Below are 25036 nucleotides of genomic sequence, written 5' to 3'. Positions count from 1 at the left end.
GGTCTCGTGGACGTTTTTGTGGTCGGACGCCGCACGGCCGGACCGCTGTGCGATTATTCCTTCATGCCTGCATCTTCTACTTTGCTTCTTCGCCTTAACGCGAATGAAATACAGCGAGCAGATTGGCTGGTACAGGTTGATTTCGCGCTCGTCGTAGAATTGGATATTGGAGCGAGCAAAACGGACAATCTGCTCGCCCGTCGCCGCCGGGTACACTTACTGCAGAACCAGAACCGGATTGTTTCGGGTGGGGTTCAAGCGCACGATTTTGCGCGCACGATCTAGTACAGTCTTTTGCAGTGCTTCACCGTTTTCAGCGTCTGCTTCGCTCAACGACGCGTGTGCTGGCTCAGGGGGAGTCGGCCGCGAGGGTCGCGCCCTGACTGGCTTCGGTCGCTCCTCTGGTGAGCCTTGCCACCAACACGAGTCCGCATGCAGCCGTCAGGAGCTGGGCGCCGACGAGAAGCCAAAATCCTCGCGCGAGATTGTCGCCGGAGCGCGACATCATGGCGGCGCCCATCATCATCGGCATCAGCGCCGAGGTGAGGTTGCCGATGCCGTTGATCAAGCCATAAGTGCTGCCAACCGTTCCATGCTTGGCGACGTGTTGTACCAGGGTCGGGATCGCTGGTGCCTGAAAGCCCCAGCCGGCACCAGCGAGGATGAGAGCGGACGCGGCGACATACGGGTTGTCGGCGACGATCGCCGTCGTCACGGAGATGGCAGTGGTTACGCCACCGATGGCGAACACGACCGGCGCCTTCGATCGCGGCAGCAGATCGACGACCGATCCGCCGGCGACGTTGGCGATGATGCCGACAAAGAAGGGAAGGCCGGCAAAGATGCTCATTTCATTGAGCGAGAAATGCCGCGCCTCCTTCAGATAGGAAGGCAACCACGTGCTCGCGCCCCAGAGATAGCTCAGCGTGCAGATCTCGACGATCAGAATCCAGAACAGATGCGGCGTTCGCAGCGCCGCGAGGAGCAGCGCGAGGGCGGAATCTGCTTGATGGCCGGCGTCGCGCGGGCGGGTGGACGAAGATCGAATGAACAGCGCGATCAGCGGTAGTCCAATGACAATATTGAGCGCCGCCAGCGCCCAGATTGAATCGCGCCAGCCGAAATGCATGATCAGGAAATTGACGATCGAATAGCCGGCGCCAAGGCCGATGCTGACGCCGAGCGAACTCACCGCGTTCGGCTTGCCGACCTCGTTGGCAGCAAAGTGCTCCTTGACGTATATGGTTTTCAGCGAGAACAGCGGACCTTCGGCACAGCCAAGCAGGAGACGCAACAGCAGGAAAACGGTTGCGCCAGCGGCGAGCGCCGAGGCGGCGGTGAAGACGGTCCAGAGCAGAACGCTGATCAGAAGGCTGGTGCGCACGCTCCAGTGGGATTCGAACACCGGCGTCAGAAACCAGGCCGAGAGGCCATAGCCGAACAGGAACAGCGAGACGAGGCGTCCCTGCGCGACACGGTCTCCCTCGAGCCCGAGCGTGTGGAGGAAATCCGCATTGGTGATCATCAAGGAGACGTTGATGCGATCGACGTAAGCGATGCTCACAACGATCAAAATAACGATCACGCCCGCCCATCGTTTCGACTGCACGATCACCCACACTCCCGTTTGCACAGGGCCACGCTATGGTTGCCTGCTGCAATGAAATTCAATGCATCGAAAATCCGCCGTCGACGGCGAGCGCCTGGCCGGTAATGAACTTGGAATCATCGGACATCAGGAACGCGGCAACGCCGTCGAGGTCATCCGGCGTCTGCTTGCGCTTGAGCACCTGCTTCTGCGCATAGTCGTTCCAGCGCTGCTCGGGAATGTCCTTGGTGGCTTCGCCGACCGTGAGACCAGGCAACAGGCAATTGACCCTGATCATGCGCTCGCCCAGTTCGCGCGCGAGCGAGCGCGTCATGCCGATGATGGCCGACTTGCTGGTGACGTAGTGAAGCAGGCGAGGGGCGCCCCAATAGATAGAGTCTGACGAGACCGTGACGATCGAGCCGCCGTCGCGCATGGCAGGCGCAATGGCGCGTACGGTCAGCCAAGTGCCGCGAACATTGATTGCCATCATCCGGTCCCAGGCCTCGACGGTGATTTCATCGTAGGTCTTGCCGCCGACATTATTGGCCCATCCGGCGTTGGCGATCAGGCCATCGATACCGTCGCAACCCTCGCGCGCCATCCGCGCCATCTCGGCCACTGACGCTTCCGAGGAGACATCGACCTGGACGAAGCGGGCATCGCCGCCGTTTGCTTTCAATGCCGCCTCCGCTTCAAGGCCGAGAGCAGGATCAATCTCGGCGATGATGACGCTCGCGCCTTCGCGGCACAGCCGCTCAGCATAGGAGAAGCCGAGGCCCCGTCCTGATCCGGTGACGACGATCCGTCGGCCTGTGAATCTTCCGCCCATGGTGGTCCTGGCCTCCGCTAGAGCCTCAGCGCCTCGGTGACGACGGCATACTGAAAATAGTTGCGCTGGTCGCGATCGTAGATCGTGACCGATGCGCCGCCGCCCGCACGTCCTGTGAAAGCTTCGTCGCTGATGTGATCATAGCCGTCGAAGGCGATATCGCCCGTCATTTGCAGGTCGATCGCTCCTTGCCTGCCGCCGACGACAATGCGACCGTCTACGGTCGAGGCGCTCGCGCCTGACGTGATATCGACAAAGCCATCCGCCGTCGGATTGATCTCAAAGGTCTCGCCGGTTCCCAGCGAATAAAGACGCAAGGGACAATGCCCGGAGCGCCGCCGATGCGCCTCTGCGACAATGATACGTCGGATTTCGGGGGTCATGATTGCTTCGCTCCGCCGTTGTGTGCTCAGGCGTGACCGCGGCCTGTCCGATCGGTCGCCACGACCTGACGGCGGGTCTTGCCGTCGATACCGCCGGCGATTGCCCATTCGGCGAAATTTTCCGGCTTGCGTTCATGCTTTGCCGGCTTCCAGTCGGCCGTGCAGTAATCCTCATCGGCGTAATATTCGAGCGGCGCCGCAAGCGGATTCTCGAAATACCAGAAATAGGCCGATGAGATCGGATGACGGCCGGGGCCGATTTCCGTCTTCCAGCCTTTCTTGCTCATCGCAATGCCGCCGCCGATCAACTCGTGAATGTCAGTCACGGTGAACGCGACGTGATTGATGCCGGGTTTGCCAGGCCGGTTGAGGATAAACAAGTTGTGGTGATCGCCGACCTGCTGGCAGCGGGTGAAAGCGCCATGGCCGGGATATTCATCGCTGATCACAAAGCCAAGTTTCTCGGTATAGAAGGCGCGCATGGCCGGAAAATCAGCCGCGAACACCACGACGTGGCCGATATTGATCGGATGCGCCTGGGTGTGGATCGGCGAGCGCTGGTTGACCCGCTGATGCGAGCCGGGTGCATTCGGCATCGTTGGTGTGACGATGACCGGCGTGCGCCGGCTGACACGGAAGGCGAGGCTCAGGCCATTCGGATCGGTGACGCGCGGCAACCCGTCGGCACCGGTCCGGAAGTTTTCGACTTCACGGAGCACGGCCAGGTTTTTCTGCAGCTCCTGCTCGCTCGCCGCGCCCCAGATCACCTCGCGCACGGTGTTGCCGGTTTCGATCGCCGGCGGCAGATCCGGCGCGTCATGCGGGCGGACGATCACTTCGGCGCCGTCGCGGGTTCGATAGACCAGGCGGTCGCTCGTAGCTGAAGCCTGCGTTACGCCCCAGTCGTCCAGAAAGCGCCGGGCTTCAGCCATGTCGGCCACGCCGAAGACAATTGCGTCGATACCATTGAATGACATGATCGCATCCCTTCATCAAAAACAGCGCGCCGGTATCACGCTACGCGTTCCCCGAACCGGGCGAATGCGCCGCCCATGCGGCGCGTCCGCATCTTGAGCATCAGCGCTTGACCTTCGCCAGCGGATGGTCGGCCGGGTAGGTCGGCGTGATTGGCTTCGGAGAGCCGATCATCACCATCATGATCGCTTCCTCGTCACCGACATTGATCTCGCCGCGGTACACGCCGGGCGGCACCGAGATACAATCGCGTTCGCCAAGGATCGATTCCCAGCGCTCGCCATCCTTCTCAACCATCACCTTGATCTTGCCGCGCAGCACGAAGAAGACTTCTTCGGCATCGACGTGGAGATGCATTGGGCCTTCGCCGCCGGCGGGAATGATCATGTTCGAGAGCGTGAAATGCTCAGACGGGATGACATTGGTATCCGTAGCAACGCCCGTAGCACCGGTGCCGATGAAGCGCTTTTGTGCGCGCCGGTACTTCGGGTCGAAGTCGGCCTGGAACTTGAGCGCGTTCCAGTCATAGGGACGGTCGGCGACGCGCGCGACACGGCTCTTCATCCAGTCTTCGAAGCTCGCGCCTTCGGGCCGATCCCAGGAACGCTTCTGCTGTCGTGTCGTATCATCCATGTTTGCTCTCCTTAATGTCTGGGTTTCTCTCTATGGTTGGGGCATTCCAAGTTCAAAGCTGTGAGGTTGACGATTGGCGCGGCGAGGCGGGAGCTGGCGCCGCGTGACGGCCGAGATCCTGCGAGATGGCCTGCGCCGTGGCCACTACCTCCGTTTTCAGCGCGCCGTTGAGTTCGGCGTCGTTGGTAAACATAGCCACGGCGGAAATATTGATGGCGGCGACAATGCGGTCGGTCATGTCGCGCACCGGCGCGGCGACGCTGGCGACGCCGGGTTCATAAGCCGCATTTTGCACGACAAAACCCTCGCGGCGGTCTTCGGCGAGTTGCTCTAGGAGATCGGCGAGATTGGTTGGCGGTGTGTCGGCGGCAAGGGAAGCATCGTCGTAGAGATGACGGATCTCCGTCTCCGGGAGTCCCGATAAGAGCACGCGCCCCATAGTGGTGCGGCGCGCAGGCAATCGGGTGCCAACATGTACGGTACTGGCGATGGAGCGCCGCGTCGCCACACGCGCGAGATAGACGACATCGCGCCCGTGCAATTCGCCAAGATGTGACGACCAGCCGGTGCGATCGCGCAGGCGGATGAGGTGCGGCATCGCTACTTCGACCAGATCGCGCGCGGCGAGATAGCCGAAGCCGAGGCTCAGGACCTGCGGGCCGAGGCGATAGCTCTTGGTGCTGTTGTCATAGGCGACGTAGCCGAGCGCGCTCAACGTATAGAGCAGACGATATGCCGACGAGCGGGTGACGCTCAGCGTTGCGGCGACTTCGGAAAGGGTCAGAGACCGCTGGTCGCCGGATAGGGCCGCGAGAATGTCGAGCCCGCGGATCAGCGCCGGCACAAGATAACGCTCGTCGATGCCGTCGGGCAGCGCGGTGATGCTGGATGCTGGATCGTCTTCCGCTGAGCGTTTGCCTGCCATCTCCGCCGTCCCTGTGCACATTTAGTTTTGCTAACGAAACATTGTATAGTATATAAAACAACTGCTGACAAGGCCAATTTCCGGGTTATCGACCAAACCGTATTTGCCGGTATTAAACTACTAATTTTCATTTACCTATTGACAAGCTCCCGCAGCCGGGTCTCTCCTATATCATAATTGAACATTAAGTTCATATTTGAACATTTGGGGAAACGGTCGTGGCGTTCGTTCGTGAGCTTGCCGAGGGGGTTGAGGTCTTTCGCCGTTCCGGCGAAGGCCAGCGCCGCGCGTTCGTGCTGCTGCATGGCGTCGGCAGCAATGCGCACAGCTTCGATCCCTTGATGCAGGCGTTGCCGCTGTCGGTCGAGGCAATCGCCTGGAACGCGCCCGGTTACGGACAATCGAAGCCGCTTGCCAAGGAATCGCCTGCGCCGCGCGACTATGCCGCCGTGCTTGCCGCTGTCATGGACAGGCTCGGCATCTCACGCGCCGTTCTCGTCGGCCATTCCCTCGGTTCGTTGTTTGCCGCGAGCTTTGCCGCCCACTATCCCGAACGGGTTTCTGCGCTCGCGCTGTTGTCGCCTGCGCTCGGCTATCGCGTGTCGGCGGATGAACCGCTGCCCCCAGCCGTCCAGCAGCGCATCGATGAACTCAATACGCTTGGTCCGGAAGCGTTCGCCAGGAAGCGCGCCGCACGGCTGGTCGCCGATCCCGTCGTGACGCCGCATGTTCTGGTCGCCGTCGAACGCGCAATGGCGGCGGTTCATCCGCAAGGCTATGCGCAGGCCGTTCGCGCGCTCGGCGCAGGTGACATGCTCGCCGATCTCGACAGAGTTTCCGCCCCCGCGCTTGTTGCGGTTGGTTCGAAGGACGTGATCACGCCGCCTGATAACGCAAAAGCCGCGCGCGACGCCCTGCGCGGAACGGCAGAGTACCACGAGGTTACAGGCTCGGGACACGCTCTGCCGCAGGAAGAGCCAGCCTTGGTCGCGAAACTGCTGGCCGCCTTTATACGAGAAAACGCCCATGTCTAGGCAAACGAAGACCGATGAAGAGACCGAAGGCAGCGATCTCTATGTGTCGCCGCCGGCGCAGCGTGCTGCGCGTCTGCTGCGCCACATCGCCGAAGGCGATGCCGTCACCAACATGTCGGAGACGGCGAGGGCGCTCGGCATCAACCGAACGACGCTCGTGCGCCTGCTTCACACCTTGAGCGCCGAACGCTTCATCGAGCCGCGTCCCGGTGGTAATGGCTGGCGCATCGGCGTCGGCCTCATCGGTCTCGCGGCGCAAGCCTTCTTCTCCGAGGATCTGGTGCAGACGTCGGTCCCGGTCCTGACGCGGCTTGCCGACACGCTTGGACTGTCGGCGCATCTAGGCGTGCTCGACAATCTTGAGATCGTCTATTTGGTGCGTCGCGTTCCGAACCATGTGTTTGCGAGCAATATCCGCATCGGCAGCCGGCTTCCGGCTCATGCAGCCAATATGGGCCGCATCATTCTCGCCAATCTGCCGGCGGCCCAGGTCGACCGTCTCTACGCAGGAGCGACCCTCGCACCGGTCACGTCGCATACGGCGGTGACACTGGTGCAGCTGCATGCCCAGCTCGACGCCGACCGCGCCGCCGGGCTTGCCTGGAGCGACGGCAATTACGAAGCCGATATCAGCTCGGTCGCAGCGGCGATTTTCGATGCGACCGGCACTCCGGTTGCCGCCATCAATGTCAGTGGTCATGCAACCGATTTCGCCGGCGCCAGCCGCAGGTCGCAGATTGCGGCAAGCGTCAGGGATGCTGCGGCCGAAATCTCGCAGCGGCTCGGCTGGCGCAGCCATTCCGAGACGACCGCCGATCGCACAACGCCAAGACGAAGCCTGGCGTAAAGGAGAGGACCGTGGACCTGAAACTCGCCGATCGCATCGCAGTCGTCACCGGCGGAAGTTCGGGGATCGGTCTTGCAACCGCGCGGCTACTTGTGGAAGCCGGGGCACGCGTCGCGATCTGCGGACGCGATGAAGAACGGCTCGCGCGCGCCAAGGCGAGACTCGAAGCCATCAAGTCGGGGTGCGTGCTGGCGAAGGCCTGTGACGTGCTCGATGCCGAGGCGGTCGCTGCGTTTGCCCGCGACGTCGCGACTTGGGGTCGCGGACGCGTCGATCTTCTCGTCAACAACGCCGGACAGGGACGCGTATCGACCTTCGAATCCACCACCGACGCCCAGTGGCGGGAAGAATTCGATCTGAAGTACTTCAGCCAGATATTGCCGATCCGCGCCTTCAGGCCGCTGCTCGACGCCAGCGACGCGCCGGCGATCGTCGGGGTCAACTCGCTGCTTGCGCTGCAACCGGAGGCGCACATGGTCTGCACTTCCGCGGCGCGCGCCGGCGTGCAGAATTTGTTGAAATCGCTGGCAAGCGAGTTCGCGCCACGGATACGCGTCAACACTGTTCTGCTGGGCCTTGTCGACTCCGGCCAATGGCAGCGGCGCTTTGAAGCGCGGCCCGACAAGACGCAGTCGCGGGAGGACTGGTTTGCCGGCCTCGCGCGCGAAAAGCGCATTCCACTCGGGCGGCTCGGTACACCGGACGAACCGGCGCGTGCCATCGTTTTTCTCGGCTCGCCCGCCGCAAGTTACATCACAGGCGCCAGTCTCGAGATTTCGGGTGGCGTGTCCCGACACATCTAACGGATCAAGGTCATGAACATCTCTCTCGCCAAGGAACGCATCGCCGCCTCCGACGCCGCATCGCATGAAGAGGCGGTGGGCGACGCGATTGCTCGAGCGCTGGCCGATCTCGGCGTAACGACGGTGTTCGGCGTGATCTCGATCCACAACATGCCGATCCTCGATGCGATCGGGCGGCAAGGGCGCATTCGCTTCGTGCCGGCTCGCGGCGAGGCCGGCGCCATGAACATGGCGGATGCCTATGCGCGCGTCTCACGCTCGCTCGGCGTCTGCATCACCTCGACCGGAACGGCGGCCGGCAACGCTGCTGGCTCTCAGGTCGAAGCGCTCACGGCGGGTTCGCCTGTCCTGCACATCACGACCCAGGTCGATCGCGAGTTCGCCGATCGCGACCGCGCCGCCATTCACGACGTGCCGCGACAGCCGGATATGCTGAAGGCCGTCAGCAAGGCGTACTTGCGCATCTGGGAGCCAGCGGCGGCGATCGACACGCTGCTTGTGGCCGTTCGCCAGGCGCTGTCGGCGCCGTCTGGTCCGGTCGCGCTCGAAATCCCAGTCGACGTGCAGCGGCTGAACGTGCGTCGACGCGATGTTGGCAAGTTGGAGTTTCCGCGTGTCGTACCGGATCCGTCCGAGCTCGATGCACTGGCGGCGCGAGTGCGGCAAGCCAGGGGGCCGCTGCTTTGGCTTGGCGGCGGATCGCGTGGCGCCGCGGCGGCAGCCCTTGAACTCATCGATCGCGGTTTTGGCGCGGTGACCAGCACCAACGGACGTGCGGTTGTGCCGGAAGGTCATCCGCGAAACCTGGGCGCCTTCAATATGTCGCGGGATGCCGAGGCGATTTACGCGCGCTCGGATCTGATGATCGTGATTGGCTCACGGCTGCGCGGCAACGAGACCAAGAACAATCGCATGGCGCTGCCGCCGCTGGTTCAGGTGGACGCCGATCCGCAACAGGCTGGCCGCAACTACCCGGTCGAGCAGTTCATCTGCGGCGACGCGAGCCTGGTGCTGGAAGGCCTGCTGGCGCGGGTTCCGAAAAAGCTCGACACCGACGCCGCATTCCTTGCCGACATTGCGCCGGCACGGGGCCAATCGGAGGCTGCGCTGCGCGACAACCTCGGTCCCTATGCCGCACTCGCTGATACGCTGAGTCGGCGCGTCAGCGGCAACGGTCATCCCTGGGTGCGCGACGTCACCATCTCCAACAGCACCTTCGGTAACCGCTACGTGCGCCTTGCCGCCCCGCATCTGGGAGTCCACGCGCTCGGCGGCGGCATCGGCCAAGGCATCGCGATGGGCATTGGTGCGGCCATGGCCGGTATTGCGGCAAAGACCATCACGCTGCTCGGCGACGGCGGTTCGCAACTGATGTTGGGCGAATTGGCGACTGCCGTCGAGATGGAAGCAAATATGGTTTTTGTGCTGATGAACGACCAGGGTTACGGCGTCATCCGCAACATCCAGGATGCGCAATACGGCGGCCGCAAGGTCTTCTCCAACATCCTGACGCCAGATTTCTCGCTCATCTGTAAAGCCGTCGGGTTGCCGCACGAAAAAGTGAAGAGGATCGAGGACGTCGATGCTGCGCTCGACCGCGCCATCGCGGTGCGTGGCCCCTGCCTGATTGAAATCGACATGGTTGCCATCGGGCCGTTCCGGCAAAGCTTCGCCGGTCCGCCGGCCGGCGCAGCAGGAGGGCGCACATGATGCTGCGGCGTCTCGGCGTCATCGGAGCTGGCGGCATCGCTGATGTCGCGCTGTCGACGTTGGCGGAGCGACTGGCCTCGCCTCTTGAGCAGGTCACGATTCTCGTGCCGGCGGATTTCGCTCCGCAGGCGCAAAAACTGCTCGATCGCCTCGGCGACAAGCTCGCGTCGTCGCGGAAGGTGGTGACGGATATAACAGCCCTGTTGAACGACCAGCCTGACGCGGTCGCCGAGTGTGCTTCCCACACCGCCGTGCGCGATTATGGGACCAAAATTCTTGGTTCCGGTTGTGACCTCGTGCTGATCTCGATCGGCTCGCTGTCCGACGAGAGTTTGCGCAGCGAGCTCGAGCTTGCCGCGCGACGCGGTGGCAGCAGGCTCGTTCTACCGGCAGGCGCGATCGGCGGGATCGATTCGCTGGTCGCAGCGAAATTGTCGGGACTGGAATCGGTGACCTATATCGGACGCAAGCCGCCGAAAGCTTGGGTCGGCACTGCCGCGGAGAAGATTGTCGACCTTCACGGTCTGACCAAACCCACCGCCTTCTTCGAAGGCAATGCCCGTGAAGCCGCGCGAGACTACCCTTTCAACGCCAATGTGGCGGCGACGCTTGGTCTTGCCGGCATCGGCTTCGAGCAGACGAAAGTGCGTCTCGTGGCCGATCCCGATGTAAGCCGTAACGTGCACGAATTCGTTGTTCGTTCGGCCTGCGGAGACTTCAGCGTCAGGCTCGAGGGTCGCCCGTCGGCGGTAAACCCGAAAACGTCGTTGATGGCCGGATTCAGTGTGGCGCGCGAACTTCTTAACCGCGCCGGCAATCTCGTGATCTAGGAGCATGCCGATGAGCAATGTCATCGAGACACAGGACAGACTTTACATCGGCGGCGAATGGCGCCACGGCCGCGGCGCGGAAATCGTTTCGAATTTCCCCGCCGACGGATCGCTGAATGCCCAGCTGTCGGGCGCTTCGGTGGAAGATGTCGATCTTGCCATCGAGCGCGCTGAAGAGGCCGTCAACGATCCTGCCTGGCGAAAGCTGTTGCCGCATGAGCGAGCGACATACCTCTATCGTATCGCTGAGGGCATCGCGAAGAATGCCGAACGCATCTCGCAGGTCCAGTCACGCGACACCGGCAAGACGCTGACCGAGACCTATGCCCTTGCAATGAGCGCGTCCGGCACGTTCCGCTACATGGCAGCAGTGCTGGAGATCATGGAAGAGGCGATCACGCCATCCCGCGGACAATATCTGACATTCTCCGTGCATGAGCCGCTCGGCGTTACTGCCGGGATCACGCCGTGGAATTCGCCGATCGCCTCCGATGCGCAGAAGGTGGCGCCGGCGCTCGCCGCCGGCAATGCGATCCTGCTCAAGCCGTCGTCCTGGAGCCCGCTGGTTTCGCTGGAACTCGCGCGCATCATCGATGAAGCGGGCCTGCCGCGAGGGCTGTTCTCGACGCTGCCCGGCGCCGGCGCGATCGTCGGCGACCGTCTGGTGCAGCATCCTGCGATCAGAAAGCTCTCCTTCACCGGCGGAACCGAAACCGGCCGCGCCCTGGCGCGCAAGGCCGCCGAAAAGCTGATGGCGGTGTCGCTCGAGCTCGGCGGCAAGTCGCCGACCATCGTGTTCGCCGACGCAGATCTCGATATCGCCTGCGCCGGCGTGCTGTTCGGCATCTTCTCTTCGACCGGCCAGTCCTGCATCGCCGGCTCGCGGCTGTTTGTCGAACGCAGCATCTACGAGGCGTTTGTGGCGAAGCTCGTCGCTGCAACGGAACGCTTGCGGATCGGCCATCCATTCGACAAGGCGACGCAAGTTGCTCCACTGATCAGGCCGCGCCACCGCGAGGAGGTCGAAGCTCACGTTGCCCGTGCGCGGGCCGATGGCGGCCGCGTGCTGACCGGCGGCGAACGGCCGAAAGGAGATGACTATCAGCAGGGCACGTATTATCGGCCGACGATCATCGCGGGTCTCGATAACCGTGCGGCGCTGTGCCGCGAGGAAGTCTTTGGGCCAGTGCTCGCCGTACTGCCGTTTGACGATGAAGCCGAATTGATCCGCCAGGCCAACGACAACGCGTATGGCCTTGCCTGCGGAATCTACACGCGCGATTTCCCGAAGGCCTGGCGCGTGGCGCGGGCTATCGACGCCGGTACGGTCTGGGTCAACACCTACAAGCAGTTCTCGATATCGACTCCGTTTGGCGGCACGAAAGAGAGTGGCCTCGGCCGGGAAAAGGGCCGCGATGGCATTCGCGCCTGGATGGCACAGAAATCGCTTTATTTTGACCTGGGCAACCGGCCGCATCCGTGGGCCGCGATCGCGGTGTGAGGGAGAGTGAGATGTCGGACGTCGCAGAAATGATGCCGCCTGCAAGTCTCGGCACGGGTGCACCGAGTGTCGCTGCACCGTCCGGTATTCAGGTTCGCGTGCGCGCCATGCGTTGGGAAGCGCCCGGCGTGCTGTCTCTCGAACTCGCCTCTGCTGACGGTGTAATGCTGCCGCCCTTCGAGCCCGGCGCGCATGTCGATCTGCGCCTGCCGGACGGCACCATGCGGCAATATTCGCTGTGCGGCGATCCGTCGGATCGCTCGCACTACCGGCTTGGCATTCGTGCGGTCGGCGGCGGCCTGTCCTCGACTTTCGTGCATCGGAAGCTGCGCCCTGGCGAGCTCGTGACGGTCAGCGCGCCGCGCAACAACTTCCCGCTGGAAGACGCGCAGCGCTACATCTTCGTCGCCGGCGGTATCGGGATCACGCCGCTGCTTCCGATGATGCGACGGGCGCGTGAACGCGGCCGTCCCTGGACATTGCTATATTGCAACAAGCGCGACAGTGATGCGCCGTTTCTCGATGAGATCCGCGCGCTGGGCGGTGAAATTTCCCTGCATAGTTCGCAGGCAGGTACGCGGCTGGATGTCGGAAGCAGGCTGGCTGCGACGCAGGATGGCGCCATGATCTATTGCTGCGGTCCCGAGCGGCTGATGACCGCGGTGGAAGAGGCCACTGCCGCCTGGCCGGAAGGCACCGTACATTTCGAATGGTTCGCGCCACGCAGCCGTCCGACCGATGACGTTGCGGGCAGCTTCGAGATCGTCTGCAATGTTTCCGGTCTAACGCTCACCGTGCCGGAGGATCGCACCGTTCTCGATATTCTCAACGAAGCCGGCATCGAGGTTCCTTGCTCGTGTCAGCAGGGTATCTGCGGAACCTGCGAAACGCGAGTCGTTTCGGGCGAAGTCGACCATCGCGACAGCATCCTGTCGTCGGCCGAGCGCGCCGCAAACGAGACCATGATGACATGCGTGTCGCGGGCCAAAGCCGGCTCGCGCCTCATTCTTGATATTTGACGGCATCGCCGCGATGGCGTCGTCGCGGAGTTTTTGAATAACACCGAGATGAACCCGATCGTTTGGGAGGACAGCATGGAATACCAATTTCCCTACCTCAGTCCGCATCAGACCCGGACTCAGCCGCCGACCGCGTGGCAGCAGGAACTGGCCAACGCGATTGAGGGCATTTTCAGCAAGGGCGCACGCGAACTCGACGAACTCGTCGCTGGCCTGAACGCCTCGCGCGTGCGTCCGCCAAGCGGCGGCGACTGGACCGAAGACAATTTCACCGCGGTGATGAAAGAATTGGGAGCCTGATCATGAGCGTTGCAACACTCGACCGTACCGCCAATGCACCGGCGCCGACCGATCAGCAGGTCCAGGCATATCTGCTCACCGGCTTGCGCAATCGATGGTGGCCGATCCTGCCCTCGCGCTTCGTCGAAGCGGGCGGCAAACCGCTTGGTCTGACCCGGCTCGGCGAATCGCTGGTGCTGTGGCGCGACTCGCGCGGCATCATTCACGTGCAGGCCAACCGTTGCCCGCATCGCGCGGTGCCGCTGTCTCGCGGCATCAACGAGGGCGATCGGCTGCGGTGCAACTACCATGGCGTTGAGGTTGGTCCTGACGGCAAGGTCCTCAAGGTACCCGGTCAGCCCGGCTGCCCGCTCGAAGGCAAGAAGGCGGTAAAGACCTATCCGTCGCGCGAAATCGCCGGCGCCATTTTTGCCTGGTTCGGCGACGCCCTGCATCAGGACGCGCCTGAGTTCGAGCCCCCCGAGCAATTGGTGGATCCGGAGTATTCGCACTTCCTCTGCTATGCAGACTGGGAGATGGCATGGCGTTATGCGTTCGATAACCTCATGGATCCCATGCATGGCACATTCCTGCATGCCAACTCCCACACCATGTACCAGGGTGAGACCCAAGCCCATTTCGTCACACGCGACACGCCGTATGGCTATGTCTTTGAGAAAGAAGGTCAGCGCGATGTGAACTTCGATTGGAGCGAATTTGTCGATAGGGGTGCGCTCTATGTACGTCTCGAAATTCCTTATCCGCCTTCGGGCGGACCTGGCGGCAATTTCGGGATTGTTGGCTTCGGCACCCCGATCGACGAGAATACGATGTGCGTGTTCTTCTGGCGTGTCCGCAAGGTGAGCGGCTGGCAGCGCGACGTCTGGCGCTTTCTCTACAAGACAAATCTCGAACCACGTCACTGGGACGTTCTCGAGCAGGACCGAGAGATCCTTGCCGGCGTCAAACCGGGCCTCGAGAAATACGAGATGCTCTATCAGCACGATGCCGGTGTGATCCGACTGCGCCGTTACCTGGCACAGCAGGCGCGCAAGCAACTGGTCGAACTTCAGGCTGCAGGGAAATAACGGTCGCGCATGACGGCGACATGACGCAGCAGGGCTGCGGGGAGGATCCAATGAACGTTCTGGCACAACAGCAGGCAGGCACCCTTGAGGCGGCTGACGATACACTCAGCCCGCAGGCGAGCCACGCGATCTGGGGCGCGGCAGTCGGCTTCTTTGTCGACAACTACGACATCTTTCTTCCGGTCATCGCGCTCGCCCCGGCGATGGCATACTTCATTCCATCACATGTTCCACCCGCCATCGCGGCGGTGGCGTCCGCAATGATCTTTGCGACGACGCTGATCGGCCGGCCGCTCGGGGCATTCATCTTTGGGCACTTTGCGGACACCATCGGCAGAAAGCGTACGACCATCATTTCGGTGATGGGTTTCGGCGTCGTCACGCTGCTGATTGCCGTGCTGCCCGGTTATCAGACGCTTGGGCCGGCGGTGATCTGGATATTCATCGGCCTGCGTTTGATCGACGGAATTTTTCTCGGCGGTGAATATACGTCCGCCAATCCGTTGGCCATGGAATATTGTCCAAAGGACAAGCGCGGTCTTTTTGGCGCGGTGATCCAGAGCGCCGCGCCGCTAGGAACGGCGGGCATTTCGCTGGTGACACTGGCCGTCCTCCTGGTGTTCCCCGCTAAGGGACCCGGCTCGCCCTACGTGGAGTGGGGCTGGAGAATTCCCTTCCTGGTGGGGGCGATCATGGCCTTCGCGCTCGCCTATTATTACAAGAACTCGGTCGAGGAGTCCGAGATCTGGCGCAAGACGGGCAAGACCGCCAACTCTACCGCTCCGATCAAGGTGCTTTTCACCGGCGAAAATCTGAAGAGCTTCTTGCAGGTGTTCGTCGTTATGACCGGCTTTTGGCTGCTCCTTAACGCATCGCTTGCCGTCATGCCGGGCCTGCTTGCGGTCCAGATGAAAGTGGGAAGCATTGAGACGACGAGCGCGCTTGTCATCGCGTATCTCGCGCTGAGCGTCATCTACGTTCTCGGCGGTGCCGTAAGCCAGCGCATCGGACGACGAAACTATTTACTTGCTGCAAGTGTTGCCGCGGCGACACTCGGCACATTCTGTTATTATCTGCTGCTCAGTAGCGTTCCCGGCGACCTGACGCGCATCATGATCCTGACGACGTTGACAACTGTCCTGGTTGTCGCTCCGGGCGCGCTAGGCACGGTTTATATCAACGAGCGCTTCAGAACGACGGTGAGGGCATCCGGCTTCGGCCTGGGCTACAGCCTCGCGATTATCCTCCCAGCGTTCTACGTCTTTTATCAGACCTGGCTCGCCTACCTCATGCCGTTCAAGTACACGGTGCTGGTGCTTGTGGTGGTGGGAGCGGTTCTGATCTTCGTCGGAGCGGCGATCGGTCCGGAGACGAAGGATGTCGATTTCGGGTCGACAACGCCGGGGCAGAAACGCTAGTTGGCGCGAGGACAATATTCAATCTCGATTAAAACGAGCCTGGTCTCCCTCGCCCGCGCCGGATGTCCGACATCGATTCCGAGCGCATGATGCTGCGTGTCGAGCAGGGCAAAGGCCGCAAGGATCGCCACGCGATGCTTTCCCCCGTGCTGCTCGAACTTCTGCGCGATTGGTACCGCATTTTCCGCCCGCAGGGCTGGCTGTTTCCGGGACTGAAGCCGGCCAGCCCGATGACGACACGCCAGCTCACGCGCGCCTGCCATGCTGCGGCCCATATGGCCGAGATTACCAAGCGGGTGACGCCGCACACCTTGCGCCACAGTTTCGCGACCCACTTGCTCGAGCAGAACATCGATATTCGGGTGATTCAGGTCCTGTTGGGTCATGCCAAGCTTGAGACAACGGCGCTCTACATCCGCGTTGCCACCAACACCATCCGCGAGGTCATGAGCCCGCTGGATCACCTCATGCCGCTGCGCTCCAAGAGAGACGAGCCGCCTGCCTGAAGCGAGAGGCCACGGCGTGTCGCGCCCGGCTTTGAAGGTCGCGGATATCTTCCGCGGCCATGGCCCGGCATGGCGCCAAGCCAATGCCGGCCATATCAGCCTCGAGCAGTTAAAGGTAATGTCGGCGATCGAGCGCTGCCGCACGGCCGAACTCGGCGGCCATGTCGCGCGCTGTGCGGACTGCGCCTATACGACCATCGCCTACAACTCCTGTCGCAACCGGCACTGCCCAAAGTGCCAAGGCGCCGCCGCGAAGGACTGGCTTGCCGACCGTGAAGCCGACCTGCTGCCGCTGCCGTACTATCACGTCGTGTTCACGCTGCCGGCGGCCATCGCCGACATCGCCTACCAGAACAAGGCCGTCGTCTACGATCTGCTGTTCAAGGTCTCGGCCGAGACCACGCTGACGATCGCCGCCGATCCCAAGCATCTGGGCGCCAAGGTCGGCATCACCTCCGTGCTGCACACCTGGGGCTCGGCGCTCACCCACCACCCGCACGTGCATATGATCGTGCCGGGCGGCGGCATCTCGCCCGACGGCCAGCGCTGGATGTCGTGCCGGCCGGACTTCTTCCTCCCCGTGCGCGTGCTCTCCCGCCTGTTTCGCCGACTGTTCCTGGAGAAGCTCGTCGTCGCGCACCAGGCCGGCCGCCTGAGCTTCTTCGGCGACAACGCCCATCTGGCCGATGCGCAATCCTTCGCGGCTTATCTCGCACCACTGCGCAAGGCCGAAGGGGTCGTCTACGCAAAGCGACCGTTCGGTGGACCTGAGGCGGTGCTGGCCTATTTGTCGCGTTACACCCACCGCGTGGCCATCGCCAACAACCGCCTGATCTCCTGCAACGAGGGTGGCGTCACCTTCAAATGGAAGGACTACCGCATCGAGGGCCGCAATCGATACAAGCAGATGACGCTCACCACCGACGAGTTCATCCGCCGCTTCCTCATCCATGTGCTGCCCAAAGGGTTGCATCGCATCCGCCACTACGGCCTGTTTGCCAAAGGCGCTTGCGCCGACAACATCGCACGCGCCCGTGAACTGCTCGCCGGCGCAACGCCTCAGGGCGGGCCTACCGCCGCCGATCCCAGCAAGCCGAGCTGTCCATGCTGCGGCGGTCGCATGATCATCATCGAGGTCTTCGCGCGCGGAGCAACGCCACGGCATCGCCCGACAGCCCCAACCAACCGCATCCGGATCGACACCTCATGACCCCGCCGCAATCCGGCAAATCTCCATGTCGCGCTCGCTGGCTCTCGATCGGCCACGGCACGGCACACTCAATTATTCGCCAGTCCTCGCAAATCGTCCCACGACTTGCAAAAATTCGACGTCACCCGCCGCTCATCCGTCAGCCGCTCTATCGTCGCACACCCCGTTGCATCGGCTCGATCCAAATCAGCCAGCTCGCCCGCGGCACTCAATCCCCATAGCGCCTGCCCCACTGCCTGACGTTCCCTTACCCGCGGTTTCCTTGGAGGCTTTCGGACGCCGGCCGCCGAATACGCGGCGCCGTCCCTCAAGCGGCCGGCATCCGAAACCCTTCACAAACTCTGCCTTAGCTGCGGCAAACGTCCGTCCCACGACGTCTGCTTCGCGCCAACACCAACCATCTTTGAGCGACCGCAGCGCATGACACGATGGGCCATGGGGCTCTCAGCCGCTCGCGCGGTAAGGTGCTGCGGCAGGCAACTGGGCGAGTATCGGCTCGCGGTCTGGTTAAATGCTTATGCTTCCAACGGGTGATCCGACGCTCCGTGCCCGTGGTGCATGTGTGCTCGATCGCGCAGCTCTGTGGAGTTCCAGGGTTTCATGGACACGGTTAACGCCCGTAGGTCTCGATTCCCGACGAGGCATACCGGACAACCGGCCAAGGCATCGTCCGCAGCCGCCGGGAATCTACCCGCATCGTTACGCTTGGCGATCGAAGAAGCGCTTCTGGTTCGTCCATTCGGCGATCCTGTTGTCCTTGATCCATTGGGCCAGCTCGTCGTGGCGCACGATCCAGGCGCCGGGAAAGCCGCGAATATATTTCAGGATTCGATCGACCTGCGCGGCCATCAAGGGGCGGCCGCCGAAATGGCAGTGCACGGTGATGTTGAGGTAGGAGGTCGGCTCGTTTTCATAGAGATAGTCGAACGTGTCCTTGTAGACCTCGAACCAGTCCCGCGGATTGGCGCGCAGCACGCGGTGATCGGCGAAATCCGTGTGCGGCAGGGCCACCAGCATTCCCTTCTTCGTGTCGACGCAAAAGGGCAGGTCGATATTGTTGTAGTCGCCGTACCAGAGGAAGCCGGCATCGGCGATGATTTCCTCGGTAGAGGCGGTTGGCGCCAGCACCGGGCTGAGCCATCCCTTTGGTGGCGCGCCGGTCAGCTTCTCGAACACGCCGATGCATTTCTCGACCATGGCCCGCTCTTCGTCGGGCTTCAGATAGGCCATCAGCGCATCCTGCGTGTAGGAGTGCGCCGCGACCTCATGTCCGGATTTCAGGATGCATTCGACCGCATCGGGCGCGATTTCCATGGAACGGGCATTCGCAACGAAGGTCGAGGGCGCATGGTGCTCGTTGAGAATTTTCAGCAGACGCCACACGCCGTTGCGGGTGCCATAATATCCCCAGGTCATCGCCGCGCGGTCATGGGTGCCGGGCTTGAGTGATGTGGTCTGCACGGAAAAGGGAGGACCATTATCGCCGGACCAGTTTTCCAAGAGGCACGTCACCACCACCGCGGTCCGCGCCCCGTTCGGCCAATGAAATGGCTTGGGGGCAAATGCTTTCGACGAATGAGGCGGCAATGTCATCCCTGGCTTCCTTTGTTGCCTTGCGATGGCCTTTTGAGCGATTGGGCCGTGTTCCTTTTTGCAAGCGCGGGCGGAAAAGCCGGCATTGTCGCGACGATGTCAATATCCCGGCGACCTCATTTGGTTGTGCAGTGCATCGTCGAGCAATCCTCGACTCCTGTCTTCAAGCCGCGATAGCATCCGTCTTGCTTCAGCGGGGAACGAGAATTTTCGGGCGACGGATTCTCGCGGGGGCCAAAAGGACCAGGGGATGGACCGTCGGGATTTTATTCGAGGGACCGGGGCAGGTCTCGCCGCGCAGTTCCTGCCGGCACGATCTGCCCGTGCCCAATCGAAATATCCGTCGAGCCCAGTCCGACTCGTCGTGCCCTATGCCCCTGGCGGGGTGGTGGACGCGGTGGCGCGAATCTGGGCCGACCGGATGAAGCCATTCGGAACGATCGTGGTCGAAAATCAGGGTGGCGGCGGCGGGACGATCGGTGCGGGCAGCGTGGCCCATGCGAAGGCGGATGGCTATGCGCTGCTGTTCGGCGATACCTCATCGCAAATCATTGCGCCCTATCTGATGCTGAAGCCGCCCTATGACGGGCTGAAGGATTTCGCGCCGGTGTCGATGATCGCGACCTCCGCGACGGCGGTGGTCGTTCATCCCAGCGTTCCCGCCGCTAACCTCGCCGAATTCGTCAAATACGCGCAAGGCAATCAGGCCAAATTGTCCTACGCCTCGGCTGGGACCGGGACGGTCACCCATCTTGCAGGAGAGTTGTTCAAGCAGCTCGCCAATACGCCCGGCATATTGCATGTGCCCTATCGCGGCGCCGGGCCTGGCCTGATCGATCTGATCGCGGGCGTGGTGCCGATGATGACGCCGAACGTCACGAGCCAGGTGCTGGATTTTCACCATGCGGGAAGTTTGCGCATACTTGCCGTTTGCGCGCCTGCGCGACTGAAAGCCGCGCCCGATATTCCGACCGCAGGCGAAACGCTTTCGGGGCTGGTCGCAGGCCTGACCTGCGGCGTGCTGGCGCCCGCGAGAACGCCGCAGGCGATCGTCGATCGCCTTTCCGACGCGACACGCGCGGTCGTTACGCAATCCGAATTCGAGCTTGCATTGCAGGCTTCGGGTCTCGAAGTCAGGCTTGATGCGACGCCGACCGGGGCACAGGCATTTCTCGTCGCCGAGCGCCAGCGCCTGATCCCGATCATTGAGAAGGCAGGCCTGCAGCCTCAATAGAATGTCGTGAGCCTCGCCATTCTTTGGCCTTGGCATTTGGATTGGTCTAGACTGGTTTAGGTAATGAGTTTTTCGGTGATCTGCCCCGGTCTTGTGCCGGCCCACGTTCACCATGATCAGGAATCCGATGTCTGATTTTCCGGTTGCGGCCCTGCGCAGTGTCGAAATCGCAACGCCGCAGCTGAGCGGCTCGATTGAATTCTATACAAAGGTCTGGGGGCTGGATTTCGCCGCGGAAGCCGATGGCGCGGTCTATCTCGCCGCCACGGGAAGCGACTTTCACGTCCTTGAACTTGTGCCTGGCGACCGAGCCTCCCTGCGCAAGATCAGTTTCCGTGCGCGTTCGCGCGAGGACCTCCACCGCCTGTTTGCGCGCGTGCAAGAGGCCGGCTGCCAGGTCGTCCGCGCGCCCGGCCCGTCGCCCGCCCCATCGGGCGGCGAAAGCTTCATCGTCCGCGAACCGCAGGGATGCTGCGTCGAGTTCGTCCATGGCGATCGCACCAAGGCGGCGCGCGTGGTCGCGCAGCGGGTGGAACGGCTGGCGCATGTCAACATCAATAGCGCCGAGATCGAGAGGCTGTCGGCGTTCTACCAGCAGTCTCTCGGCTTTCGACTGTCGGACCGGTCGAAGGCGATGGCGTTCCTTTGCTGCAACAATGACCATCATGCCGTCGTTCTCGCGGACGCGCCGGTCTGTGGCCTCAACCATGTCGCCTTTCTCATGCCCGATCTCGAATCCGTGATGCGTGGCTCCGGCCGCATGGTCGATCATGGCTACCCGATCGGCTGGGGTGTCGGCCGACATGGTCCGGGCGACAATGTGTTCGCCTATTTCGTCGATCCGACCGGCGTCGTCATCGAATACACCGCCGAAGTGCTGCAGATCGACGACAGCTATCGTGCGAAAGGTCCCGGCGAATGGATCTGGCCGCCTGGACGAACCGATCAATGGGGCATTGCTCCGCCCAAGAGCGAGGACTGCAAGAAGGCCCAGCTCGCCGTTCCTTTCGCCCCGCAGGGGCAAAAGGAATGAGCGAAGCCACCGATAGCTCTCGCATGATCACCACTTCGGCCGCCGATTTTGACGTGCTCGTCGTTGGCTTCGGGCCGACGGGTGCGGTCGCCGCCGGCATGCTCGGCCGGCTCGGTCATCGAACGCTGGTGATCGACCGCCTCAATGACATCTACGAGAAGCCGCGCGCCATTGCGCTCGATCACGAAATCTTCCGCTATTTCGACAATATGGGATTGGCGGCGGCGATCTCGCCCCATGTCGAGCCTTTTACCGTGTCGGAGCATTTTGGCGTCGACGGTCAGCTGATCCGCCGGGTCGACATGGTCGCCAGGCCCTATCCGCTCGGCTACACGCCGAGCATGGTGTTCAGTCAGCCTCCGGTCGAAGCCGTGCTGCGCCGCCACGCCGTCTCTTTCCCGCGTGTCCGCGCCGAACTCGGTGTCGAACTGGTCGACCTGACCGAGCGGTCCGGCCATGTCGAAGCAAAGCTGAAGCAGCCGGACGGACGGACGCGGCTGGTGACGGCGCGCTATGTCATTGGCTGCGATGGCGCCTCGAGCACCGTGCGGCAGATCGCAGGACTCGCGCTGGAAGATCTCATCTTCGACGAGCCCTGGCTCGTGGTTGACATGCTGCTGCACGAGGGCGCGCACGCGAAGCTGCCGCGAAACTCCGCGCAATTCTGCAATCCGGCACGGCCGGTGAGCTTCATCATCGGCCCGAAGAACCACCGCCGATTTGAGATCATGCTGCTGCCGGGCGAAGATCCGCGACAGATGGAGCAGCCGGATAACGTCTGGCGGCTCCTGGCCCCCTGGCTCACACCGCAGGACGGCGAGTTGTGGCGGGCCGCGGCCTATCGCTTCCACGCTCTGGTCGCCGACGTCTGGCGGAACGGCCGGGTTCTGATCGCTGGCGATGCCGCTCATCAGCAACCGCCCTTCATCGGCCAGGGCATGTGCCAGGGCCTGCGCGATGCGACAAACCTCGTCTGGAAGCTTGATCGCGTGCTCAAGGGCGCATCCCCGGATACGCTTCTTGATACGTACACGGCCGAGCGCAAGCAGCACGTCATCGAGCTGACCGGCAAGATCAAGGCGATCGGGCAGTCGATCTGCGAGCGCGATGTGGTCGCGGCAAGACGGAGGGACGCCGAAATTCTGGCGCAGGGCGGCGGCCGGACGCTGTCGATCACCAGGCAGGAAATCATTCCGCCGCTTCGCTCAGGCTTCCTGGCGGAACGGGAGACGCCTGCGCGTGGCAGTCTATTCCCGCAGCCGCAGATCACGATCGCGGGCAAGACCTGCCTGCTTGACCAGGTGACTGGTCCCGGCTGGGGCGTTTTCATCGACGGCCGCAGCCGCGATGCTCCTTCGCTGATGTCGTTGTGCGCCGGAAATTCCGAGATGGCCGCGGCCGCGATCGCGCAGGGAAGTGGAAGCGCGCCGAGCCAGCTTGAAGAGACCGACGGTGTGCTGGGGGACTGGTTCGACCGTCACGGCGTCAGTGCGGCGATCGTGCGACCCGATCATTACGTGTTCGGCACCACGCGCAACGCCCAGGAGCTTGGCGAACTGTTGCGTGAGCTCGATCGGCGCTTTCACGCGTTGTCCGGGGAACGGCAAGGTACCATGGCTGCGGCCGGATGAGGCAAATGCTGACGGCGGGGAACGAATTGCCCGGGCTTACTCTTCGCATCAAACGAAGGTTAATCAACAAGATCAAGACGAGGGGGACCATGAGCAATAGTGCAGAGACGATGCTTGGCGCGCAGGCGCGAGCCGGTTCAGTTCCGGTCACGCCGGCATTCCGCAAGCTCGTTGTCGCTTCCTCGCTTGGCTCGGTGATCGAGCACTATGATTTCTTCATCTACGCCTTTACCGCGCCAATCGTATTCGGCCACGTCTTCTTCCCGAAGATGGATTCGCTGGCGGGCATGCTGGCGGTATACGGGACCTTTGCGGTCGGCTTCGTGGCCCGGCCGCTCGGAGGAATGGTGTTTGGTCATTACGGCGACCGGCTCGGCCGCAAAGCCATGCTGACCATCACCTTCGCCCTGATGGGCATCGTCAGCTTCATGATCGGCTGTCTGCCGGGCTATGACAGCATTGGGCCTGCGGCGCCGGCCGCGCTCGTCATTCTGCGCTTCGTCCAGGGCTTTGCCTTTGGCGGCGAATACATGAATGCGGTTTCGCTGACGCTGGAGAATGCGCCGCACGCAAGGCGTGGCTTCTTTGCCTCGTTGATCAACGCCTCGGGCCCGATCGGCGTGATCCTGGCATCCGGATTCATCGCGCTGCTGGGCTTTGCCTTCAGCGCCCAGGATTTCGCGCAATGGGTCTGGCGCGTCCCGTTCCTTGTCAGCCTCGTGCTGGTGGTGCTGGGCACTTACATCCGGCTTCAGGTGGATGAATCCATCCTGTTCAAGGCGATGCAGAAGGCCGCGGCAAGACCGAAGATGCCGCTGCTCGATGTGGTGCGCTCCTGGAAGAAGTCGGTCCTGTTCGGCTGCCTGGTCAACATGGTTCACAGCACGTTCCAGTATATGAGCACGGTCTTCGTGCTGGGCTATGCCGTCAAGACCCTGGGCATGCCGCAATACAGCGTCACTTTCGGCACCATGACGGCTAACGTGCTCGAGATGTTCATGGTCCCGTTGATTGCCAGCTACTCGGACCGGTTCGGCAGGCGAGCGTTTATCATGGCAGGCATTTTGCTTGCCGTCGCGTGGTACCCGATCTACTTCCAGCTCGTTGCAACCAAGGATCCGACGTTGCTCATTCTCGGCCTTGTTGTCTCCGTCGGAATCATTCATGCGCTGATGTTCGCGCCGGAAGCCGCTTTCACTGCTGAGCTCTTCCCGACGCAGGTACGCGTCTCCGGCTCCTCGCTCGGCAAGCAGCTCGGCATCGTCCTGGGCGGCGGTACGGCGCCGCTTGTCGGGACCGCGCTGATGGGGGCGGGCGGTGGCTTCAGCCTGGTCATCCTGTATTTCGAGGCGATCGCCGCCTGTGCCTTCGTTGGAATTCTCCTCGCCCCCGAGAGCGCAAGACACAGTCTGTAATTTGACACCTTCATTTTAGAGTGTGTCGCGCGCCATGCGGGGATTGGGCGGGGGTATTGGATGCGCACACGAGCCGCGAAAGAACTCCCGAACGTCCTTCAGCGCACCACTTTCGATGTCGGCCTGCGCAGTCTCGCTCTGGTGCTGGGGGGTCGAGCGGCAGCGCGTCCGCAAATAAACAAGATTGCACCGGAATGCGGATTCCGAAGTGCGGCTCAAATGACCGATTGATCTTTCCAAACTCTTCCGAGATATTCTCTCCCAAATCGAATATCCGAAAGTTCGTTCATGCGTGTCGTCAATGTCGCCGCCGCTCAGATGGGCCCCATTCAGCGCGCTGAGAGCCGCCAAGCCGTGATCCCGCGCATGATTGCGCTGATGGACGAGGCCAAGGCGCGGGGTGCGGAGCTGATCGTTTATCCGGAGCTTGCACTCACCACGTTCTTCCCGCGCTGGTACATGGAAGACCAGTCCGAGGTCGATGCCTGGTTCGAGCGCGAGATGCCGAATGCGGCAACGAGGCCGCTGTTCGCCCGCGCCGCTGAGCAT

25 protein-coding genes are annotated in these 25036 nt (G+C 62.4%); 18 read left to right on the top strand and 7 right to left on the bottom strand.

Going from position 1 to position 25036, the window contains the following annotated elements; genetic code table 11:
* Positions 1-285, top strand: a 285-nt coding sequence (locus NEZ08_RS14360; RefSeq protein WP_298107868.1) for a hypothetical protein, incomplete at its 5' end; no start/stop codon positions are given.
* A 64-nt stretch (positions 286-349) separates the two neighbouring features.
* Here the strand turns inward: NEZ08_RS14360 and NEZ08_RS14355 are convergent.
* The 6 genes from NEZ08_RS14355 to NEZ08_RS14330 all read right to left on the bottom strand — a co-directional run bounded on the left by NEZ08_RS14355 (position 350) and on the right by NEZ08_RS14330 (position 5336).
* Positions 350-1609, bottom strand: coding sequence for an MFS transporter (locus NEZ08_RS14355; RefSeq protein WP_298107866.1), 1260 nt, complete (start codon positions 1607-1609; stop codon positions 350-352).
* A gap of 58 nt (positions 1610-1667) precedes the next feature.
* Positions 1668-2420: an SDR family oxidoreductase gene (locus tag NEZ08_RS14350; protein ID WP_298107864.1), complete on the bottom strand. Its 753-nt coding sequence runs from the start codon at positions 2418-2420 to the stop codon at positions 1668-1670.
* A 17-nt stretch (positions 2421-2437) separates the two neighbouring features.
* Positions 2438-2803: a hypothetical protein gene (locus NEZ08_RS14345; RefSeq protein ID WP_298107862.1), complete on the bottom strand. Its 366-nt coding sequence runs from the start codon at positions 2801-2803 to the stop codon at positions 2438-2440.
* Positions 2804-2829: 26 nt separating this feature from the next.
* A complete protein-coding gene (locus tag NEZ08_RS14340) occupies positions 2830-3780 on the bottom strand; it encodes a VOC family protein (protein ID WP_298107860.1) in 951 nt (316 codons plus the stop codon).
* A gap of 100 nt (positions 3781-3880) precedes the next feature.
* Positions 3881-4411, bottom strand: a complete 531-nt coding sequence (locus tag NEZ08_RS14335) for a cupin domain-containing protein (RefSeq protein WP_298107858.1) — start codon at positions 4409-4411, stop codon at positions 3881-3883.
* A gap of 52 nt (positions 4412-4463) precedes the next feature.
* Positions 4464-5336: an IclR family transcriptional regulator gene (locus NEZ08_RS14330; RefSeq protein WP_298107856.1), complete on the bottom strand. Its 873-nt coding sequence runs from the start codon at positions 5334-5336 to the stop codon at positions 4464-4466.
* Between the two features lie 218 nt (positions 5337-5554).
* On the opposite strand from NEZ08_RS14330, the gene NEZ08_RS14325 reads away from it, so the two are divergent.
* From NEZ08_RS14325 to NEZ08_RS14270, 12 genes are all read left to right on the top strand, one after another.
* The gene (locus NEZ08_RS14325; protein ID WP_298107854.1) at positions 5555-6370 is read left to right on the top strand and encodes an alpha/beta hydrolase; all 816 of its coding nucleotides are present in this window, start codon (positions 5555-5557) and stop codon (positions 6368-6370) included.
* A complete protein-coding gene (locus NEZ08_RS14320) occupies positions 6363-7217 on the top strand; it encodes an IclR family transcriptional regulator (protein WP_298107852.1) in 855 nt (284 codons plus the stop codon). The genes NEZ08_RS14325 and NEZ08_RS14320 overlap by 8 nt, the downstream gene beginning before the upstream one ends.
* Positions 7218-7228: 11 nt before the next feature.
* A complete protein-coding gene (locus tag NEZ08_RS14315; protein WP_298107850.1) occupies positions 7229-8020 on the top strand; it encodes an SDR family oxidoreductase in 792 nt (263 codons plus the stop codon).
* Positions 8021-8032: 12 nt separating this feature from the next.
* Positions 8033-9730, top strand: a complete 1698-nt coding sequence (locus NEZ08_RS14310; protein ID WP_298107848.1) for a thiamine pyrophosphate-binding protein — start codon at positions 8033-8035, stop codon at positions 9728-9730.
* Entirely contained in the window at positions 9727-10560 is an 834-nt protein-coding gene (locus NEZ08_RS14305) for an aspartate dehydrogenase (protein WP_298107846.1), read from the top strand. Before NEZ08_RS14310 ends, NEZ08_RS14305 begins: the two co-directional genes overlap by 4 nt.
* Positions 10561-10570: 10 nt before the next feature.
* A complete protein-coding gene (locus NEZ08_RS14300; protein ID WP_298107844.1) occupies positions 10571-12061 on the top strand; it encodes an aldehyde dehydrogenase in 1491 nt (496 codons plus the stop codon).
* Positions 12062-12072: 11 nt separating this feature from the next.
* Complete coding sequence (locus NEZ08_RS14295; protein ID WP_298107842.1) at positions 12073-13080, top strand: PDR/VanB family oxidoreductase; 1008 nt, start codon at positions 12073-12075, stop codon at positions 13078-13080.
* A 75-nt stretch (positions 13081-13155) separates the two neighbouring features.
* Complete coding sequence (locus NEZ08_RS14290; RefSeq protein ID WP_298107840.1) at positions 13156-13380, top strand: recombinase-like helix-turn-helix domain-containing protein; 225 nt, start codon at positions 13156-13158, stop codon at positions 13378-13380.
* Positions 13381-13382: 2 nt separating this feature from the next.
* Positions 13383-14447, top strand: a complete 1065-nt coding sequence (locus tag NEZ08_RS14285) for an aromatic ring-hydroxylating dioxygenase subunit alpha (protein ID WP_298107838.1) — start codon at positions 13383-13385, stop codon at positions 14445-14447.
* A gap of 50 nt (positions 14448-14497) precedes the next feature.
* Positions 14498-15865, top strand: coding sequence for an MFS transporter (locus NEZ08_RS14280; protein WP_298107836.1), 1368 nt, complete (start codon positions 14498-14500; stop codon positions 15863-15865).
* Positions 15866-15927: 62 nt separating this feature from the next.
* Positions 15928-16371, top strand: a complete 444-nt coding sequence (locus tag NEZ08_RS14275) for a tyrosine-type recombinase/integrase (protein WP_367278416.1) — start codon at positions 15928-15930, stop codon at positions 16369-16371.
* Positions 16372-16387: 16 nt separating this feature from the next.
* Complete coding sequence (locus NEZ08_RS14270; protein ID WP_298107834.1) at positions 16388-17581, top strand: IS91 family transposase; 1194 nt, start codon at positions 16388-16390, stop codon at positions 17579-17581.
* A gap of 699 nt (positions 17582-18280) precedes the next feature.
* On the opposite strand, the gene NEZ08_RS14265 is transcribed toward NEZ08_RS14270, so the two are convergent.
* Positions 18281-19174, bottom strand: a complete 894-nt coding sequence (locus tag NEZ08_RS14265; RefSeq protein WP_298107832.1) for a polysaccharide deacetylase family protein — start codon at positions 19172-19174, stop codon at positions 18281-18283.
* A gap of 250 nt (positions 19175-19424) precedes the next feature.
* On the opposite strand from NEZ08_RS14265, the gene NEZ08_RS14260 reads away from it, so the two are divergent.
* The 5 genes from NEZ08_RS14260 to NEZ08_RS14240 all read left to right on the top strand — a co-directional run.
* A complete protein-coding gene (locus tag NEZ08_RS14260) occupies positions 19425-20408 on the top strand; it encodes a tripartite tricarboxylate transporter substrate binding protein (RefSeq protein WP_298107830.1) in 984 nt (327 codons plus the stop codon).
* A 127-nt stretch (positions 20409-20535) separates the two neighbouring features.
* A complete protein-coding gene (locus NEZ08_RS14255; RefSeq protein ID WP_298107828.1) occupies positions 20536-21441 on the top strand; it encodes a VOC family protein in 906 nt (301 codons plus the stop codon).
* Complete coding sequence (locus NEZ08_RS14250) at positions 21438-23072, top strand: bifunctional 3-(3-hydroxy-phenyl)propionate/3-hydroxycinnamic acid hydroxylase (protein WP_298107826.1); 1635 nt, start codon at positions 21438-21440, stop codon at positions 23070-23072. The genes NEZ08_RS14255 and NEZ08_RS14250 overlap by 4 nt, the downstream gene beginning before the upstream one ends.
* Positions 23073-23161: 89 nt before the next feature.
* Entirely contained in the window at positions 23162-24487 is a 1326-nt protein-coding gene (locus tag NEZ08_RS14245; RefSeq protein ID WP_298107824.1) for an MFS transporter, read from the top strand.
* Between the two features lie 288 nt (positions 24488-24775).
* The coding region (locus tag NEZ08_RS14240) for a nitrilase-related carbon-nitrogen hydrolase (protein WP_298107822.1) at positions 24776-25036 on the top strand (261 nt) is incomplete at its 3' end.

This window comes from Bradyrhizobium sp. (genome assembly GCF_027451485.1).
In the GTDB taxonomy this organism is placed as follows: Bacteria; Pseudomonadota; Alphaproteobacteria; order Rhizobiales; family Xanthobacteraceae; genus Bradyrhizobium.
The sequence above is the reverse complement of the archived record's forward strand: the minus strand, read 5'-3'. Positions and strand labels throughout refer to the sequence as shown.